General features: G+C 71.3%; 25 protein-coding genes. All 25 read left to right on the forward strand.

Annotated features, from left to right (window positions below):
- The first annotated feature begins 10 nt into the window (after window positions 1-10).
- The 25 genes from AQJ67_RS10330 (at window position 11) to AQJ67_RS10425 (ending at window position 18,082) form a co-directional block, all read left to right on the forward strand.
- A complete protein-coding gene (locus AQJ67_RS10330; RefSeq protein ID WP_062717789.1) occupies window positions 11-1,525 on the forward strand; it encodes a VirB4 family type IV secretion system protein in 1,515 nt (504 codons plus the stop codon).
- Between the two features lie 117 nt (window positions 1,526-1,642).
- Entirely contained in the window at window positions 1,643-2,443 is an 801-nt protein-coding gene (locus AQJ67_RS10335; RefSeq protein ID WP_062717790.1) for a ParB/RepB/Spo0J family partition protein, read from the forward strand.
- On the forward strand, window positions 2,440-2,943 hold the full coding sequence (locus AQJ67_RS47540; protein ID WP_062717791.1) for a hypothetical protein: 504 nt from the start codon (window positions 2,440-2,442) through the stop codon (window positions 2,941-2,943). The genes AQJ67_RS10335 and AQJ67_RS47540 overlap by 4 nt, the downstream gene beginning before the upstream one ends.
- 204 nt (window positions 2,944-3,147) lie before the next feature.
- Complete coding sequence (locus tag AQJ67_RS47545; RefSeq protein ID WP_159058743.1) at window positions 3,148-3,534, forward strand: hypothetical protein; 387 nt, start codon at window positions 3,148-3,150, stop codon at window positions 3,532-3,534.
- 91 nt (window positions 3,535-3,625) lie between these two features.
- Window positions 3,626-4,195: a hypothetical protein gene (locus AQJ67_RS10345; protein ID WP_079055868.1), complete on the forward strand. Its 570-nt coding sequence runs from the start codon at window positions 3,626-3,628 to the stop codon at window positions 4,193-4,195.
- Window positions 4,196-4,302: 107 nt separating this feature from the next.
- Window positions 4,303-4,473 carry a hypothetical protein gene (locus AQJ67_RS47550; RefSeq protein WP_159058744.1) on the forward strand — a complete coding sequence of 57 codons (171 nt, stop codon included), beginning with the start codon at window positions 4,303-4,305 and terminating at the stop codon, window positions 4,471-4,473.
- Window positions 4,463-5,392: a hypothetical protein gene (locus tag AQJ67_RS10350; RefSeq protein ID WP_062717792.1), complete on the forward strand. Its 930-nt coding sequence runs from the start codon at window positions 4,463-4,465 to the stop codon at window positions 5,390-5,392. The genes AQJ67_RS47550 and AQJ67_RS10350 overlap by 11 nt, the downstream gene beginning before the upstream one ends.
- 30 nt (window positions 5,393-5,422) lie before the next feature.
- Complete coding sequence (locus AQJ67_RS49155) at window positions 5,423-5,587, forward strand: hypothetical protein (protein ID WP_244190417.1); 165 nt, start codon at window positions 5,423-5,425, stop codon at window positions 5,585-5,587.
- 21 nt (window positions 5,588-5,608) lie between these two features.
- Window positions 5,609-5,911 (forward strand): hypothetical protein, encoded by a 303-nt coding sequence (locus tag AQJ67_RS49160; protein WP_244190418.1) that lies wholly within the window; start codon window positions 5,609-5,611, stop codon window positions 5,909-5,911.
- Window positions 5,912-5,970: 59 nt separating this feature from the next.
- On the forward strand, window positions 5,971-6,195 hold the full coding sequence (locus AQJ67_RS49165) for a hypothetical protein (protein ID WP_244190419.1): 225 nt from the start codon (window positions 5,971-5,973) through the stop codon (window positions 6,193-6,195).
- A gap of 105 nt (window positions 6,196-6,300) precedes the next feature.
- Window positions 6,301-6,816 (forward strand): hypothetical protein, encoded by a 516-nt coding sequence (locus AQJ67_RS10360; RefSeq protein ID WP_079055917.1) that lies wholly within the window; start codon window positions 6,301-6,303, stop codon window positions 6,814-6,816.
- A gap of 50 nt (window positions 6,817-6,866) precedes the next feature.
- Entirely contained in the window at window positions 6,867-7,610 is a 744-nt protein-coding gene (locus tag AQJ67_RS10365; protein ID WP_079055918.1) for a glycosyltransferase family 2 protein, read from the forward strand.
- Window positions 7,603-8,709: a hypothetical protein gene (locus AQJ67_RS10370; protein WP_062717795.1), complete on the forward strand. Its 1,107-nt coding sequence runs from the start codon at window positions 7,603-7,605 to the stop codon at window positions 8,707-8,709. The genes AQJ67_RS10365 and AQJ67_RS10370 overlap by 8 nt, the downstream gene beginning before the upstream one ends.
- A 39-nt stretch (window positions 8,710-8,748) precedes the next feature.
- Window positions 8,749-9,210: a hypothetical protein gene (locus AQJ67_RS10375; RefSeq protein ID WP_062717796.1), complete on the forward strand. Its 462-nt coding sequence runs from the start codon at window positions 8,749-8,751 to the stop codon at window positions 9,208-9,210.
- Window positions 9,207-10,397 (forward strand): hypothetical protein, encoded by a 1,191-nt coding sequence (locus AQJ67_RS10380; protein ID WP_107122837.1) that lies wholly within the window; start codon window positions 9,207-9,209, stop codon window positions 10,395-10,397. The genes AQJ67_RS10375 and AQJ67_RS10380 overlap by 4 nt, the downstream gene beginning before the upstream one ends.
- A gap of 292 nt (window positions 10,398-10,689) precedes the next feature.
- On the forward strand, window positions 10,690-10,911 hold the full coding sequence (locus AQJ67_RS10385; protein ID WP_062717797.1) for a hypothetical protein: 222 nt from the start codon (window positions 10,690-10,692) through the stop codon (window positions 10,909-10,911).
- Complete coding sequence (locus AQJ67_RS50165) at window positions 10,908-11,030, forward strand: hypothetical protein (RefSeq protein WP_279616881.1); 123 nt, start codon at window positions 10,908-10,910, stop codon at window positions 11,028-11,030. The genes AQJ67_RS10385 and AQJ67_RS50165 overlap by 4 nt, the downstream gene beginning before the upstream one ends.
- A gap of 75 nt (window positions 11,031-11,105) precedes the next feature.
- Entirely contained in the window at window positions 11,106-12,248 is a 1,143-nt protein-coding gene (locus tag AQJ67_RS10390; protein WP_062717798.1) for an AAA family ATPase, read from the forward strand.
- Window positions 12,245-14,044, forward strand: coding sequence for a vWA domain-containing protein (locus tag AQJ67_RS10395; protein ID WP_062717799.1), 1,800 nt, complete (start codon window positions 12,245-12,247; stop codon window positions 14,042-14,044). Before AQJ67_RS10390 ends, AQJ67_RS10395 begins: the two co-directional genes overlap by 4 nt.
- A gap of 34 nt (window positions 14,045-14,078) precedes the next feature.
- Window positions 14,079-14,576: a hypothetical protein gene (locus AQJ67_RS10400; protein WP_208614938.1), complete on the forward strand. Its 498-nt coding sequence runs from the start codon at window positions 14,079-14,081 to the stop codon at window positions 14,574-14,576.
- 100 nt (window positions 14,577-14,676) lie between these two features.
- Entirely contained in the window at window positions 14,677-15,102 is a 426-nt protein-coding gene (locus AQJ67_RS10405) for a hypothetical protein (RefSeq protein WP_062717800.1), read from the forward strand.
- The gene (locus AQJ67_RS10410) at window positions 15,099-15,944 is read left to right on the forward strand and encodes a hypothetical protein (RefSeq protein WP_062717801.1); all 846 of its coding nucleotides are present in this window, start codon (window positions 15,099-15,101) and stop codon (window positions 15,942-15,944) included. Before AQJ67_RS10405 ends, AQJ67_RS10410 begins: the two co-directional genes overlap by 4 nt.
- A gap of 13 nt (window positions 15,945-15,957) precedes the next feature.
- Entirely contained in the window at window positions 15,958-16,653 is a 696-nt protein-coding gene (locus AQJ67_RS10415; RefSeq protein WP_062717802.1) for a hypothetical protein, read from the forward strand.
- A 23-nt stretch (window positions 16,654-16,676) separates the two neighbouring features.
- Window positions 16,677-17,435 (forward strand): hypothetical protein, encoded by a 759-nt coding sequence (locus tag AQJ67_RS10420; protein ID WP_062718528.1) that lies wholly within the window; start codon window positions 16,677-16,679, stop codon window positions 17,433-17,435.
- The gene (locus tag AQJ67_RS10425; RefSeq protein WP_062717803.1) at window positions 17,432-18,082 is read left to right on the forward strand and encodes a hypothetical protein; all 651 of its coding nucleotides are present in this window, start codon (window positions 17,432-17,434) and stop codon (window positions 18,080-18,082) included. Before AQJ67_RS10420 ends, AQJ67_RS10425 begins: the two co-directional genes overlap by 4 nt.
- Window positions 18,083-18,243 lie beyond the last annotated feature (161 nt).

The following is an 18,243-nucleotide window of genomic DNA, read 5'->3' on the forward strand; positions in this document are numbered from 1 at the left end:
CCGCCCCGTCATGAGCCACCGGCCCGCGCGCCGCGCCCGCCGCGCCTCGGCCTCTCCCCTGTTCACCCCGCACGGCACCGACCGCGCCTCCCGCAGAGCCGCCCGCCGGCAGCTCGCCGAGGCCGCCGCGAAAGCCCGCGCCGAAGCAGCCGCCCACCCCGGCGGCGCCAGCGTGGAGGAACAGGAGATGCCGCCGCCGCTCTTCCCGCCAGCCGGGCGGCCCGGCCCGGCATCGGCCCGAAACAACAGGCTCAAGCTCCCCGCCCACCGCATCACCACCGCCACCGCTTCCGGGGCGTACCCATTCCTTGCCGAAGGCGGCCTCGGCGCCGAGGGCATCTACATCGGCAGCGACGTCCACGCCGAAGCCTCCTTCTGCTTCGACCCATTCGCGCTGTACGGCAAGATCGAAGGCTTCACCAACCCGAACGTGCTGCTCGCAGGTGTGATCGGGCAGGGCAAGAGCGCCCTGGCGAAGTCCTTCGCGCTGCGCTCGATCGCCTTCGGCTACCGGGTCTACGTCCCGTGCGACCCGAAGGGTGAATGGACGCCCGTGGCACAGGCGCTGGGCGGCACCTCGATCGCCCTCGGGCCGGGCCTGCCCGGGAAGCTGAACCCGCTGGACGCGGCGCCGCGGCCCACCAGCGTCTCCGAGACGGACTGGGCGGGCGAGATCCGCAAGCGCCGTCTGCTGCTGCTCGGCTCTCTGGCCCGCACCGTGCTCGGGCGGGACCTGCTGCCGATGGAACACACCGGCCTCGACGTCGCCCTGGACGCCGTCGTCACCCGCGCCGCCGCCACCGGACGCACCCCGCTGCTCGGCGACATCGCCGCCACCCTCAACAACCCCGACGAACTCGACCGGGCCGCCGGCCTGATGTCCGGCCGCCTCGGCGACGCCTCCCGCGACCTCGCCCACGCCATGCGCCGCCTGGTCCACGGCGACCTCGCCGGCATGTTCGACGCCCCCAGCACGGTGGCCTTCGATCCCACCTCGCCGATGCTGACCATCGACCTGTCCCGCCTGGGCGGCTCCGGCGACGACACCGCCCTCGTCCTCGCCATGACCTGCGCATCCGCGTGGATGGAATCCGCGCTCACCGACCCGAACGGCGGCAGACGCTGGATCGTCTACGACGAAGCCTGGCGGCTGATGCGCCACCCCGGGCTGCTGCAGCGCATGCAGTCCCAGTGGAAACTGAGCCGCGGCCTGGGCATCGCCAACCTCATGGTGATCCACCGGCTGTCCGACCTGCTCACCGCCGGCGACGCCGGATCCCAAGGGCGCGCCCTGGCCGAAGGACTGCTCGCCGACTGCTCCACCCGCATCATCTACCGCCAGGAGAGCGACCAACTCCACGCCGCAGCAGTCCTGCTGGGCCTGACCTCGGTGGAGAGCGAAGCGATCTCCCACCTCAACCGCGGGCGGGGGCTCTGGCGGGTCGCCGGACGATCTTTCATCGTCCAGCACCTCCTTCATCCGCATGAGCTGTCGCTCTTCGACACCGACGCCCGCATGCACTGAAAAGCGCCAGGCCCACGACCACGGCACACACACCTTCCCACGGCCAACCACCCGCCACGAGCCACTCGTGAGGAGCCCTCCATCCAGTTCCATCCGACCATCCAGCTCTTCCCCGCCATGGACGAGGACGACCTCAATGCCCTCGCCAACGACATCCAGCTGAACGGGCTTTTGCAGCCCATCGTCCTCGACCCCGAAGGACGCCTCCTCGACGGCCGCGCACGCCTCGCCGCCTGCGAACGCACCGGCACCGAACCGGACTTCGTCACCTACGACGGCGACACCCCGGACATCTACATCCTGTCGGTCAACCTCCAGCGCCGCAGCCTGACCAAGGGACAGGCCGCGATGATCACCGTGAAGGCCCGTTCCGTTTCGGGACAAGAAGTCCGTCCCGACTCGGAACCGAGCCCGCGTCCCGAAAAGGGACAGACGGTCCGCGACCTCGGGGAACAACTTGGGGTCGCCCGGGCCGTGATCGGGCGGGCAAGCGTCGTCTTGCAGCACGCACCCGACCTCGTGGACCCGGTCATCACCGGCGCCATGGGCCTGGACGAGGCATACTCCGTCGCCCGGGAGAACAAGGCCAAGGCCAACTCCGCAGAGGTGCAGCTCGCCCGCCTGCGCGAAGAAGACCCCGAACTCGCCGACCGGGTCGTCCAGGGCGAGCTGACCCTGGCCGGCGCGCGGGCGGAGCGCACCGAGCGCGTCGAGGAGGACAAGCGCCAGCGCCGGGTCGCCACCCGCCTGCTCGACGAAGTCGTCCCGCCGCTCGCCCAGACCCGAGGAACGAGAACGTTCAGCCGGTACGACCCCGCATACGCCAGCGGGGCGCCCGTCACCCGCGAGACCATCGCCCATGCCATGACCGCGCTGGCGGAGATGGACCAGGTCTGGCAGGAGCGCGATCTGCCGTGACCACCCCCGCTGACATACGCCTGCGGCACATCGTCGAGCAGTGCGCCGTCGCCCTCACCGACGCCGACGGCCGGTTCCGCAAAAACGACCTCATCGAGGCGGTCCTCGAACATCTCGCGCGCGAGGATCTCGCCCCCGACCTCATGGTCGCTGCCCTGTCCAAGCTCGCTCAGAGCGCCGTCACCGGGTGGGGGGAGGAACACAACCCACGCCGCTGGCAAAGCACCGGCCGCTTCTTCCACCCCCGGTCCGTCATGAAGCTGGGCAACGGAATCTGGGTATGGATGGGCCGCTCCACCGACTCCGACATGGTCCAATGGCGGCGGCTGTCGAGGAAGAACCGAGCACGCGTCGACCGGGCCGACGACGAAGTCCAGGACTACTCCGACGAAGTCCTCGACGCCTACCGCGCCCACAGGGACATCCTCTGTCTCGAAGACCTGGAGCGCGTCGCCTTCGGCTGGAGCGAAGACCAGGTGGATCAGGCCGTCCTCTTCTGACGCTGCCCAGTGCCGCCAGCGGTTCCGGGCACCTCGTCGCAACTACGCCCGGTCCCAGCTCCGTTGCGACGTCCTCGACGATGCTCCCGACGAGCTACTCCAAGCCCTGACCGGTGAACCCGAACGCCCCAGCAGCAAAGACGACTCCCGCCGGCCGGACGACAGCAGCGTCGCCCTCACCGACAGGCCCCGCACACACCATCCATGACCCTCTCCTTCCTCCCTCACAGCACACTCACCGCAGACGACATCGCCGCCTTCGAACAGCTCATCACCGCCTACCGCGCATACGGCGGCTACCCGCCGCAGCAGGAACCCGCCGAAGGCGACTGGGTGCTCGTCTGCTACACGACGCTCACCGCACCGGATGGCCAACGGCTGGAAACCGAAGGTTTCTTCAAGCGCTGGCTATCCACACACCTCAGCTCCGACGGCCGCACCCACACCGCGTTCGTCGACATGCAGTTCACCGAAGAGGGCCAGGCTCTCCCAGGCTGCGGCTACGGGACCTGCCCGGAGTCTGCGCCACACCACCCAGCGGCCTCTCCACGGGTGCCACCTCCCGCACCATCACCAAAACGGAGGCGCTAGTCATCCCGGCCCTCCACCCTGCAGAACCCGGCTCTCCAGCTCGGACGGACCCGACCGCGCTGACGGCCCTACAGGCAACCGCAAGAGGCTCATGAAACCCGAAATCCAGCGCGAACTGATACCGCGCGACGACACCCTCCGCCTGATCGGCGCGCTCAAGGCGATGATGGCCAAGTTCTCCGACAACTCCGAGCAGTGGAAGCTGCTGGACGAGAGAGGCCACGTGCCGGACGAGCCCTCCTTCGCCGAGCTGTTCCAGCACGCCACCGGTGCGCAGGACCTCTCCCGCGACGTTCTCCGGCTCACTGCCGAGTTCGCCGCGAGCCCTCACAGTACGAACCGCGCAGGCCGCGCCACCCTGGCCCACCTCGCGACGGCCAGCACCATGTCGGCCCACGCGACATCGCACTTCGCGGACACCGCCGAGACCGCCCTCGGCCTGCCGCGCTCCTCCAGCCCAACCGCCCAGCACTACCCGAAGAACCGCATGGTCATCGACCACGCCACCGCCCGCGCCTACCTGCGGCGCACCTCAGAGGCCCTGCGCGAAGCGATAAAGGAACTCGACACCCACCTCGACTTCCACCGCTTCTTCCGCGCGCCCTCCCACCACGAGCGCCCCGTGCCACCGCCGCCCAAACCGGCCGGTCGCCGCCGCTGACCGGCCGCTCCCACCCCTTCACAAGGAGTCCCCTGAACCGCCCCGCCCACCTCAGCGACGCCGACTGGGCCGAGTACCAGCACTGCCAGGCCGAGCACGACGACCTCATGGCGCAGGTCGCCGACCGCGAAGCCCAGATGGAACACGGCCTGATCGCCGCCTACGACGAGTACGAACTCGATTTCAGTCCAGTGCCGAAACCTGAGGCCACCCCCGATCGCCGGATGCCTCCGCCGCACCGCACGCCGGCCTCCCACAGGAGGAGCCGTGGACTCTGACGGCGCGAGCACCCCGGACGCCCTCCGTGCGGCTGCGCTCGCGCCGCCTCCCGACCATCGCAACGTGGACACCTCGTGGTGGCAGGAGCTGTGGCGCCGCCACGCGCACATCACCACGCCGCTGCGAGAGCGCGGGCTGGAGTGCGACATCGAGTTCGGCCTCAGCGCCTACATCGTGCGCGTATCACTCCCCGACGACAGCTACCTGATCATCAGCCCACCACAGGAGCCGTCCTGCGACCGTCCGCCGGGAGACCCGGAGGGCTGGACCGCGACCCGTGAGCACCCCGACGACCAGGCGCTGTTCGAGGTCGTCTACGACTCGGCTCCCTCCCACGACCCCGGTGCACTCCAGCGGCCCGAAGTTCGCCACGGCGGCAGCGCTCAGCCCCTGATCGAGGCGATCGACCATCGCCTCGCCCAGCTCGGGCTGCTGCCGCATCCCGGCTCGCCCACCACAGACCCGCACGCGGGCCCGGCTACGCCGACGCACCACGCACCGGAGGCGGCAGACCTGCTCGACAAAGCAGAGCGAGCTCCCGCCTACGTCTACGGGGACGCGATGCTCGCTCTGACCGACCGGCTCAACGGAGCCGAGTCGCATGCGGAAGCCGCCCTCCTGCTGCACCAGATCCTTGAGCCCACCAACGGCCTACTCGAACGGCTCGGCGAGTTCTTCGAAGCAGCTGGGGAGAAGGCCAAGGAAGCCGAAGAGGACGACGGCTTCGACCTGTCCTACGACCTCGCCGACGCCGCCGCCGAGATCCGCAACCTCGCAGAGGTGCTGCACCTGGCTGAGGACCGGATGCGGACACTGACCCCGCTCCTGCCGGCACCGCGGCTCCCGCCCGCCCCGGCCTGTCCACCGTCCCTTCCCTCGCGAGCCCTCCCAGCAGCGCAGCCACGGCACACACGCTGACGCGCGACCAGCGCCTCTCTCCAGGCACACATGACCCCGCCCCGCACCGCCCTGTCCGCCTTCGCTGCCGCTCTGGCCGCACGTCTACCGGGCACCTGGACCAGCGAGTACCAGCGCCACGCGCGGTACGCGGACCAGTTCCCCCGAGCCGAGCAGCTCTGGGACACCGGCCACGTCGAGCACATCGTCAGCTAGTACGTCCTCACCCACAACGCCGTGCTCCACGGGCCAGCCGGCCAGCGGCTGTTCGTGGCCGAGCGGCCCCGCTACCCGCACCAGTTCGTCGTCGGCGCGCTCGCCCCCGACGGCCCGCGCATAAAGCCCCACCGCTCCGCAACGGTCAAGGAGCCCAACAGCATCGCCGTCGCCAAAGACCCCGCGCGTACGGCGGCACGAGTCGCCCGACGGGTGCTCCCCCGCTACCAACAAGCCCTGCAAGCAGTACTCGACAACGCGACCGACGAGCCCGACCTCCCGCACCGGCCCGCCTACCCCAGGTCGACCAGGTCCTCACCCTGACCCTGTACGGCGACGGAGTCCTCGGCGCGCCGTACGGGAGCGTGCCAGCCGATGCCCGCATGACGCTGTACGCCCACGGCTTCCAATACCACCCGCAGCAAGCAGCGTTCCTCCTGCCCACCGCCTACGGGGAAAGCGGTCGCGCCCTTCGCGTCCACGGCGTGGTCCAGCAGCTCACGGCCAAGGGCATCGGCGTGAACCTGCGCCATTCGGCGCCCACCACCAGCGCCGCCCTTTCCCCGGCGCCGCCGAAAGCCACACCCTCGGCCAGCCGTACGCGCTGACCCAGCCCTCTGATCGATCCGGAGAACTCCCTGTCCACACGCTCCTTCATCGCCCGCCCCACCGACCACATGGGATACAGCGGCATCCACGTCCAGCTCGACGGCCTGCCCAGCCACCACCTCCCGCTGCTCCTGGCCGCCTATCAGTACAAGTTCCGACGGGACGTGGAGGCCATGTCCCGGCACCTCATCGACGATGTCACCGTCGGCTGGGAGGAGCTGGGCACCGATCTCCTCGACGACGCCCCGCCCGCGCTCGTGGCCGCGCTGACCGGCGGCGAGCACTGGCCCAGCCGTACCCTCGACCACCTGATCACCCCGGACGGCTCCCCGCCGGCGCGCATGTCGCTCACCGACGTGACCGTTGACACGCAGGACATGCAGTGGGGGTACGTCCTGCACGAGGAGGGCATCGAGGTGATCAGTCTCCTCCACGAGTACATCGGACCGGTCGTGGACTGGGCCGTCGACCCGCGCACCGCCTTCAACGACCACCCGGCGGCCTGGTCCTCCCTCGACCCCGTACCGGTGCTCCGGGCATCGCGCAGCGCGCCGCCCCCGAGCACTCCCGCCGCATCCCCCGCACGGGCCGGCACCCCGCGCCCCGCCACGCGCCGCTAGTTTCCCTCTCGTCTCCCCCGGAGCCTTCTCTGCCCCCGCATTCCCCTCCCCTGATCACCGTCGTCATCGCCAGCCGTCTGCGCGAAGACCGGCTCGACTACCTGACCGCCATGCACGCCAGCCTCACCCGGCAGTCCGTGCCCTGGGAGGCCGTGATCGCGCTCGACGGTGCCTCGCCCGACCGCCTGCCGACCCCGCTCGCGCAAGACCCCCGCATCCGCACCCTTGCTCTGCCCCGACCGGTCGGCGCCGCCTGCGCCCGCAACCTCGCCCTCGCCCACGTCCGCACCCAGTACACCAACTGGGCAGACGACGATGACGAGTTCACCGACAACGCCATGTCCCTACGACTGAACACCCTGGAATCGACCGGGGTCGGATGGTGTGCGGGATGGAGCGAGGACGAGCACACGGACGGATCGACCACCCTGTGGCGCTGCCCAACGCCGCCCGGCCTGCACGAGGCCGGCGACGTGTGGACGTACTGGAAGTCCCCGGCGAACACCATCCCGATCGGGCCGACCACGATCCTCGCCCGCACCGACCTCGTGCGCGCCGCCCCGATGGGCGGCCTCGTCCAGGGCGAGGACTACGTGGCGGCCCTCGGCGTGACCGCTCTCGCGCCCGGAATCCTCCTGCCGGTCCCCGTCTACCGATACCGCAAGTGGGACGGGCAGATGACCGCCCAGGCGGGATACGACCAGTTGGAGGCGGCGGCCCGGGAGCATGCCTGGTCCTACGGCCGCAGCCTGCGCGCGGTCATGCGCCGCGGTGAGGACGAGGTCGATGGCTGAGGCGCAGATCATCCTGGCGCACAGCCGGGAGTCGGGCCTCGTCGCCTTCGCCGCGGGCGAGCAGCACCCGTGGGCGCACACCACCCTCGCGGAGAGCGGCTTCAGTCGGGATGCCGACGGCGTCTGGCACCTGCCCGCGGACGGCAACGGGTCCACGGTGGTCGATCTGGTCGCGTGCGCGAAACGGCACCGCACCAGCGTGCACACGAGCAGCCGGCGTTTCATCGGCGATGCCGCCCGCGACCTCGGGCGCCACCTGCCCGGGCATTGGAACGTGTCGGTGGAGATCTACTCCCATCCCGCCTGGCAGGAAGACTTGGTGCCCTGGATCTGGGACAGCGGCGAACTCGGCCGCGTCCTGCAGAGCGAGCGGATTCCGTACGCCGCCACGCTCACCGACACGGTGCACGGCACCATGCTGCTGTTCATCGAACGCCCGGGCCGTCAACTCGGCTACCTGGTCGGCGCCTTCGCCCCGGAAGGGCTCGAAGAGGGCTACGGCGATCCGCACGCGCCGCGCAGTATCGTCCTGCCGCCGTTCCCCGGACGGGCGGCCCAGGCCGTCACCGACCGGTACCTGCCCTCCTACGAGCAGGCCGTCCACGCCCGCCGGACCTCGGCCATCGCCGCCGTACTCGGGGGCATCCGCGCCGAGCACGACACCTGGCAGGCCATGGTCGCCTCCGGCCGCCACAGCGACGCCAGCCCGCTGAGCGCCGCCGCCCGCGGCGCCGCGACCGAGGAATTCCTCGACCACTCCTGGCGCCGCTTCCTCACCCTCGTCGACCACGCCCCGACGCTGCTCGACCGGTGCGCTCCCGCCAGCAGCCCGTGGCCCGACGACGCCGCAGCGCTGTCCCGCCTGGCCGGTGCCGTGAGCGATGCCGAGAGCCTGCTCGACGAGTTGGTCCACGGCGGTCCTGTGCTGTCGCAGGAGCGCAATGCCCGCGCGTGGCCGGCCATCGAGACCTGGCTCACCGACGGCGAGATCTTCCTGCGTCAAGCCCGCGTGAGCGCACCCCACCGCCGCCCCGTCCTCCCCGTCGCCTCACCCGCCCAGTCCCTAAGTGCGGCCCGTCCCGCGCACCGCAGCCACTGACAGCCCCCGCCCCGTCAACGTCAGGAGAACCCCTCCCCCTTGCAACCCGGCACCCACTTCGCCTTCGGCGCCCACGACACACACGGTGTCGTCGCCTCCTTCACCTCCTCCGTGCCCGCGCACATCGCCCACTGGTACCTGGAGCGCGAGCAGTTCGAGCCCATCCCCGGTGAACGCGGGCTGTACCGGCTCAACGAGCCCGAGCGCGACGGCTCGCGCCGCACCCGCCAGGCCGTCGACGATCTTCGCCTCCTCGGCTACACGGTGCAGGCCGACATGCGCCTCGACCCGGCCCTCTCCACAGGCCCACCACTCCCGGTCCTGCCGAACGGACTCCCAGAACGCCGCCGCCGTCTCGCCCAGGCCGCCGCCGGCCGAACGACGCAGCGTCGCGCCACACCGCCCACCACCTCCGCGCCGGCCGCCCGGCCGATCCCGCCGAAGCCCACCTACGCACCGACCGTCCACCTGACGGCCCCGAGTGGCGGGCGGTCCCGATGACGTCCCCAAACAACCCGGCTCCCGACGACCCTCGGCCGGTGGTACCCGAACTTGCCAACGCTGCCCGCGACTTCCGGCTGCGGATAGCGGTCATCGACCACGAGACCGAAACCGCGCTCGACATGACACGCGACCGCTACGGCCGCACCCTCCACTCAGACGCCGCGGCAACCGCTCGCGCCCGCCGCGACAAGGCGGCGGTGGAGGCGTACACCACCCATCTCGCCCCGCACACCCACGCCCTGCTCGACTCCGCCCGCCGTGCACTCGACGAGCTGCCGCCCGCCCGGCATCTGGCCGGGTGGCGGGCCGTGCTGGACGGCCTGGCCGCCTCCGCCACCGAGATCCGCCGGACGCTCGACCGTCCGGCCGCCCCCGGCTCCCCGGCCGAACGCGCACAGCGCGCGGCCCTGTGGCCGCACCTCGCTGCGTGGGCGGATCACGGCATCATCGCCAGCAACCTCGCCGACCAGAGTGATGGCCAGCACCACAAGGCCCCGCTGACCGAAGAGGAACAGCGGGTGTGGACCGAGAGGGCCCAGGCCGCTCAGAGGCGAGGCGAGCTGGAACTGACCGAGTCCTGGTACGCCGCCGACGGGCAGCCGATCACCCTCGCCTACCTGGTCGAAGACGACGACTCGACGCTGGTCGCGCTGCGAGGAGACCCGGACGCACCGGGCTGGCAAGTGATCGGTCACTACACCCACGAATACGAGGCAGGAAAGGTCCTGCCCGCCCCGGTCCCGCCCGGCGTACTGCGCACAGACGTCTCCCGGTTCAACCGCCCAGCGACAGCCCCGGAGATGTCGCTGCAAGAACTCATCCGCGACGTCGTCGAAGGCCGCACCGCGGGTGACGCGTCCGACGCGCTCCTCAGCGCCGTCCAGCGCGGCTACGACGCGGGCCCGATGGTCCGTCTCCAGGAACTCCTGGAAATGAGCGGTCAGTTCGCCGGCGCGCTGGGGACCGTGCAGGGCCGCCAGATCGCCGCCCGCCTCGCCGCGCTGGGCCGGCAGATCGAGTTCCTCACCCGCGAAGTCGAGGAGGCGGCCGAGGACCTCGGCGCGACCGTCGCCGTCCTGCCGCCGCACCGCACCCCCGTGCTGCGCGTGCGCCCGCGCCCCGCCGTGGACACCACACCCCCCACCCCGCCGCCCCGCGCCAGCACACCCGCCCGCCACCGCTGAGCGCCGAAAAAGCACCTAGGGCACTTCCAACCCTTTTGAGGAGATCCATTTTATGGCCGTTGTTGGTACACCCGGCTATCGGAACGTGCGGAAAGGCGAGTCAGGTAGCTGCGGGGCGGTGAGGCCCGCCCTGGAGCATGTCGGCAGTCATTGCCCATCGTTCGTGGTCCAGCCACGCACCGTGGATGTGCTGGAAGCTCCGGGCCCGCCTCGCCTTCGCCCAACACCCCACCGCTTTCCCGCCACCACCGATAGGAGATCCGCCTTGCCCGAAGCACCAGCAGAGCCGTTCATGACGATCCGGCACACCCTCACCGGCGAGATCACCACCACCGGCTACAACGCCGCCGCCCGGCGGATCCTGCTCCAGGACGGCTTCGAAGAGACGCCGGGCTGCGCCTGCCGAGCGACGGAACCCGGTACGGAGCAGACACACGGGCCTGCTCGGCAGCCAGCGAGCTGCTCGGCGCCGGCCATCCCGTGCACCTGGACCGAGCCCTCGGTCGGCCGGTGAGCGACGACGGTACGCCCCGGTTGGCCCGCTCGCCGATGTCGGCACAGTCCGTGATCCGCTCCGAGAGCGGCCAGCCTCCCCAGCGCATCGCCAACCCCGCCCGCACCCGCACCTGTTGAAAGATCCTCGATTTGACCACACCCGTAACGCCTACCAGTCCAGCGCGCACCAAGGGCGGCGAACTACGGGCCAAGGTGGCCCGACTGCTGGCCGACCGGCCGGCGGACACGCTCACCATCGGGGACATGGCCAGGCAGCTGGGCCACTCCCACGGCGCCGTCCGCAACGCCGCCCTCACCCTGGTGCGACGCGGCGAGGCCGACCAAGGCGGAAGGGGACAACCGGAGTTCCGCGCGAACGCGAAAACCGCCGCAGCCGCGCAGACCGCTGTGATCAGCCCACCGGGCACCCACTCTCCCCGCGCCCAGGCGGCCACGGCCCGCACGACCATTCCCGCAGCAGCCACGCCCAGGCAGACCGGCCCGATCCGCCGCGCGGGGGGCCAGGTCTACCACCCCCGGGAGCTGGCCGATCTGCCCGACGTCGAGGCGTTGAATCGCTTGCGCGACGCCGACGTGCCGGTGCTGCTCTACGGCCCTCCGGGCACCGGCAAGACGAGTCTGGTCGAGGCGGCGTTCCCGGACCTGCTCACCGTCGCCGGTGACGGCGACACCACGGTCGGCGACTTGATCGGCGAGTACACACAGGACGACGCGGGAGGCTACGTCTTCCAGTACGGTCCGCTGGTCACCGCGATGACCGAGGGCCGCGCCCTGCTGATCGACGATGCCACCTTGATCTCACCGAAGGTCCTGGCGGCGCTGTACCCCGCAATGGACGGGCGCAGGCAGATCCAGGTCAAGGCCCACAAGGGCGAGACCATCAAGGCCGAGCCGGGCTTCTACGTGGTGGCGGGCCACAATCCCGGCGTCCACGGGGCGGTTTTGACCGAGGCGCTCGCGAGCCGGTTCAGCGTGCAAATCCAGATCGGCACGGACTACGACCTCGCCCTGGCCTTGAGGATCGATGCCCGGGTGGTCCGGGTCGCCCGACACCTCGCCCACCAAGTCGAACTCGGCGAGCTGGGCTGGGCCCCCCAACTGCGGGAACTGCTCAGCTACCAGAAGACCGAGGCCGTCCTCGGCACCAAAGCCGCGCTCGCGAACCTCGTCGGCATCGCCCCTCTGGAGGATCGCGACGCCGTCGCCGCCGCCGTCATCAAGGCTGCCGGCGTCAAGAAGATCGCGCCCCTCACCCTCGGCAAGCAGCTCTCCGCCTCGGCCGTCCGACAGCCCCCGGGCAGCACCGGCTCCGCACACCGGGGCCGCTCACGGTGAGCGCCCACCACCACGTCCAGTCCCCCGCCACCACGCCGGACGACGACGCCGACCTCGCGCGATGGGACGACGACGGCGCCCCGCCCGCGCAACCCCGTTCCTCCCCGCACTTGTGGCTGCGCGTGGGAGCCGAACTCGGCGACCGGCTGGTCGCCCTCTCCGGCCGCCAGGACCTCCTCGTCACCTGCCGCCCCGGCACACGCAGCGGCGCACCGGCCGCGTTCTTCCCCACTCTGGGCGAGGTCGAGTTCGACGCCGGCCTGTTCGCCCCGCTTAAGCCCCACGAGATCCATCCGCGGATCGTGGGCGACGAGGAGCGGTATCCCGCCGCCTGGGGAGTGTTCGTCCACGAGGCCGCGCACGCGGCCCACTCCATCTGGACGGCGCCTGCCGGAGCGAACCCCCGTGTCGTCGAGGCCGCGCTCCTGCTGGAGGAGAGCCGTGTCGAAGGCGCACACCTGATCACGCGGCCCACGGACCGCACGTACCTGCGCACCAGTGCCCGAACCCTGGTCATGCCCGACATCGCCCACCCCACCCTCCAGGGCATCGAGCACGCCGCCGCCGTGGCGGCCCTGGTCCTCGGCCGCCGTGACGTCGGCATCCTGGACGCCGGCGAGACCCGGGCCGTCGCCGATCTGTGCGAAAAGGTGCTGGGCGCAAACCTGCTGGCCACACTCACCCGCATCTGGACCGCAGCCCACCAGTGCGCCGACCACGACGCCACGACCATGCTCGCGCACGCTCAACAATGGTGCGACGCTCTGGACACCGCGGCCCCCGCCCTGCCCGTGCCGGAGAACCTCACCGATCTGTTGTCCGGCGCCGTGGGGGTCGTCATGGACAGCACGGCAGCCACCGACGCCGCCGACCTCGCGGCACAAGCCGCAGCGACCAACGCCATGGCCACCCGCTCAAGGGCACAGGCCAACGACCGCGCCCAGCAGGCCAGTCGGCGACGCCAGGCCGCCGCCACCGCAAGGTCCGTCTTCAACCCCGGCGGCGGCACCGTCAACCCCGACGGCACACCCGCGCCCTACAGCAACCCTGTCACCGGCACCCGCCGGCCTACCGCCGCTGAGAAGAGCGCCGCCGCCCGCCTGAGCCGCGCCCTGCGTGCCGCCGCCTACCGCGAGCGGACCGAGGAGCGGACCACCAGCCCCACCCCGCCCGGCCGCCTCAACATGCGCGCGGCCCTCGCCCGCGACGCTCAGCGCGCGGCCGGGTCGGTCCCCACCGCACAACCGTTCACCCACACCCACCGCCGGAACTCCCCCACCCCACCGCTGCGTGTGGGTATCGCCGTCGACGTCTCCGGCTCCATGCGTGCCGCCTGCGCGCCCGTCGCGTCCGCTGCCTGGATCGTGGCACGCGCAGCAGCCCTGACCGACCCCGACTCCCGTACCGCCACCATCGCCTACGACAAGCACCTGACCGCACTTACCCGACCCACCCACCGCGCACCAGAGCGCGTGACGACGTTCGATGCCAACGGCGGCCACCACAACCTCGGCGACGCCATCGACGCACTCGACCACGGCCTCGAACTCAGCCGCCCCGGCGCTGGCCGCCTCCTCGTGATCGTCACCGACGCCCGGTACGGCAGCGACGAAACCACTCAAGCCGTCACCCGCATCAAGCAGCTCACGACCGCCGGCTGCGCCGTACTCCAACTCACCCTCACCCCGAACTCCCACCACTTGCCGGGCACCACCTTGCTGCACCTGCCCCAGCCCTCCAGCGCTCCCGTCGCCATCGCCACGGCGGCCACAGACGCCATCCGCAGGACACGCTGAGACAACACAGAAGACAGAAAGCAGGAACAACCACGTGGCAGTACGCACGACGTGGAACATCGTCCACAGCTGTGGACACGAAATCCCGCATGATCTTTCCAACCGTCCCGCCGACCGGCGCGCGGGATTCGCCCGCTGGCTGGAGGCACGCGACTGCACCGACTGCTGGAAGGCCGCCCGCGACGAGGACGGCGCCGGCAAGGAGGAATGGCTGGCCGCCAAGCGGGCCGCGGAGCAGGAGGCTGCCGTCGCGTGGGCGAAGCAGTTCGAGATGCCGCAGTTGGAAGGCACCGAAAGGGCCCGGGACTGGGGGGCGCGTTCACGCCACCAGCTGATGACGGGCGCGCACACCGCGCTGGTCGTGGAGGGGAGTTGGGACGAGGCGGACTGGGCGGCGCTGGAGGAGAAGGCCCGCTCCGTCACGCGCGCCGGGTGGTGGATAGATCAGCGGGACGCGGAGGGCACTGACGTGCTTGAACTCCTCGACGCAGCCACCGAGACGGACCGCGGGACGGAGAACCCGTTCCGCTGACGGCGGGGGAACATAGCCGGGAAACGCCGGTTAGCCAAACCGGCGTTCGTGCGGACCATTGTTCCTCCCACCCCGCCAGCGTTTGCGTGGAAGGAACCGCATGTCCCAACCCCCGCCCACTTCGGCGTTCGCGCCGACCCCTGACCCGCTCACTCCCGACCGGGATATCACCCACGCCCACTTCCAGGCCGGTGACACCGTCGTCGTCCTGAAGGGGGTGGCCGGCGGTGAACTGTGGGGGGATGCGATGCGCGTCGTCGCCCCGTCCTGGCACGCCCTGACCGACGAGGACGGATGGCGCCTGCGGGATGCGACCGGCGGAGCCCAGTCCTACGTCACCGCCCACCCCCGCTACCTCGTGCACCTCTCGCGCCGCTGCCCCGACTGTTTGATCTACCTGCGGGCCATGGAGGACGCTCTCCTTGCGCGGTTCGCCGGCCGCGACGAGCTGATCGACTGCGGCTGGTACACCACCACCGCTCTGGGCCAGCTCGTGCACATCGCCGACATCGGGGGCGGCCGGTGATCCCCCGCCTCAATGAGCGAGCCCACACGCCGCACGACCCGCTCGCCGAGGCACTGGGGCGGCCGGTCTTGCCGGGCGAGGGCATGACGGAGCACACGGTCGTCGCCTACTGGCCGGGCCTGGAGTACTTCGCCCCGGACGACGAGCACCGCACCTGGACGTCCGACCAGTGGGCCGAGCACCTCGAAGACCCCTACCTGGAGCACCCGTTCGCCGTCAGCCCGGACGGCGACCGGCGGCCGATCCTCCACATCGACGTCCGCCTCCACCCGGACGACCGGGACCTGACCGGCCCCGAGTGGGCTGAAATCGCCCACCGGCTCGCACGGGCCGCCGGCATCGAGATTCCCGGCAAGGAGGACGGCTGCCGGTGGATCGCCATTCAGACCCAGTCCGACCGCTTCGACCTGATCGCCAACCTGATCCACCTCGACGGTGCGTGGCACGCCCCTCCCACAGACGTCCTGCTGCGCCTCTCGGACGAGGCGCGCCGCATCGAGCAGGACCTCCACCTGATCCCCCTACGCACCGGACTCACCTCACGGCCTGCCATCCGTACGGCGCCCACGGCATCGGCCCAGCTCGGACGCATCCTCACGCAGCTCGCCGACGAGCAGGCCGGCCCGCTGGCCACGGTCCGCGGACTCATCGAGCACACCGCGCACCGCATCGCCCGCCAGCCCGGCGCCGCCGGCACGGGCACGGCGCACCACCTGGAGCTGATCGCCCGCCGCCTGAACGCCATCCAGCAGGACCTGGACACCGCCGCCGCGCACATGGTCCAGCCCCGGGTCGCCGCCGTAGCGCCCGCCGCCCGGCACACCGTCCACCGATCGCCGTAGGAGAAACGTCTATTTGCCCCGTACCGACCGTTTCCTGGACATCCGCCGTGACCCGTACTCCGACGAACTCCTGGCCCGCGGCGGCGACTTCGAAGCGCACAGCGTCCTGCAGCGCGCGGGCTTCATCGCCGTCGTCCGCCTCCACGAGACCTATCACCGCGCCCCCACCGGCCTCGCCCCGGACGACGAGAACCGCCTCGCCACCGACGCCGTCGCCCGCCTGAGGGCCACCGGATACAACGTCGACTGCGAGGCAGACTTCGACACCGATCACCGCCCGTCGCGATACCCCCCGCTGGGCTCCTCCGTCGCCCACCTCGCCGAGCGCATCCGCGACGCCACCACCACCGACGAGGCGGCCGACGCACTGACCGAGCTGACCGCCGCCCACGACGGCATCTTCGCCGCGCTGGAGGAAGTCCTCACCGCCACCGCCGACTTCCACGACGGGCTCGGCCAGCCGGCCGACCCTCACATCGCACGGCGGCTGCGCTACCTCGCCGACGAGAACCTGCGCGTCATCCGCACCGACCTCGCCCACACCCGCAACACGCTCGCCGACCGGCACGCCCCGCACCCCGGCCGCAGCACCTGCACCGGGGAGGTCCCCGCCACCGAACGCGAGCGCTCCGCCGTGTGCGCCTGCCCACCCCCACCACGCGCGCTTCCGGCCCCGCCGCCCTCGGTCGCCGCCGGACTGCGCCGCTGACCCCCACCTCGCCCAAGGACACCATGCACGACAACGACACCTCCGCGCGCCTCGCCTCCTACGCCGACGTCCTCGCCGGCGAACTCCCCGGCGACTGGACCAGCACCTACCACCCCTACGACGACAAGGACGACCTGGCCGAACTGACGGACCAGATCTGGGACTTGGATCTCGTCGCCGCCGCCCTGGCCGAGCAGCCGCTGCAGCAGGCGGCGGTCCTGTCCCGCCCGGACGGCACCCAACTCGTCGTTCTGGACCGGCCCGGCGCCCGCGAGGGCTTCCTCATCGCCGCCGTCGCACCGCGCGATCTGCCCGACGAGGCGTACCGCGACGTGCGCGAACCCAACGGCATCGCCCTGGCGGACGATCCGTTCCTGGGGGCCGAGCAGGTCGCCGGCGACCTGCTCGCCCGCTACGAGACCGCACTCGCCCACGTCCGCCACAACACGCCAGCCACGATCGAGCCATCCGGGCCCGACCGGGTCGTGCTGACCTGGCAGGCCGACGGCAGCCTTGCCGCCGACCCCGTCGGCACGATGGCCCAGGACGTACTGGCCGCCCACGGCTTCGAGGCGGACCAGCAGAGCGGCATCTACCGTCTCAACGGCGACGACACCACCGTCCAGGCCCACGCCGTCCGCGCGACCGGCCGACGGCTGAATGCCCATGGCATCGCCCTCGCAATCCAGCATCCCTCGGGCCGGATCACCCCCGCCACCACACCGGCAACCACGCCTCCGGCCCCGGCCGCCGCCCGGGCCTCGGCGACCAGGACCCGATGAGGAAAGGCGAGCCCGACTTCGCGGTGTGGGAGTACATCACCATCACCAAGGACTCCCACACCAAGCTGGTCATCGCCCTCGGCGGCACCCAGGAAGCAGCCGGCATCCTCCAGCGAAACGGCTTCCTCAACACCCCCGGTCCCCGGAGCGAGTACCACCAGCTCCCTCACGGCCTCCCGGCAAAGGAAGAGAGCCACAGGGCCACGGCCGCCTCGCACACCCTGCTCGCCGCCGGATACAGCGTCCACCTCGACCCGGCGCTGAACGCCTTCGACCCGCCCGACGACGACCGCGAAGCCGCCCTGCGCTACCTCGCCCAGCTCTCCCGACGGGCCCTCGACGCTCGCAGCGGTGGCGAGGTCGCCGCAGTCCTGACCGAGCTCGCCGAACCCGATGCCGGCCTGCTGCCTCTCCTGCGCGAGGCCGTCGTCGGCACCTGCATCGGCTGGTCCCAGCTGCTCAAGACCGCCGGCGCCGACCCGGAGGCGACCGCGCAGCTCGGGGACACGGCCCATGCCCTCGCCCGCGCCGAAGACAGCATCCTCCTCGCCCGCAATCACGCCGCGCGTGCGGCCCACCGGCCGGCACCCGCCACGACGCCGCCCAGCCCGGCGCAACCATCCACCCCCATGTCCCGCCACCGGTGAACCGTAGAACCGTCTCTGGGAAACCGAGCCGACGACGAATGCACCGACATCGGTGTTCGCGAACAACTCGTCACGCTGCTCGACCCGTTGAGTTGCGAACGCAACACCATCCAGCCCCCAAGCGCCCAGGGCCCGACCCACGCCTGGCATCAGGCGCCCGG

It is taken from the genome of Streptomyces caeruleatus (genome assembly GCF_001514235.1).
GTDB classification, from domain to species: Bacteria; Actinomycetota; Actinomycetes; order Streptomycetales; family Streptomycetaceae; genus Streptomyces; species Streptomyces caeruleatus.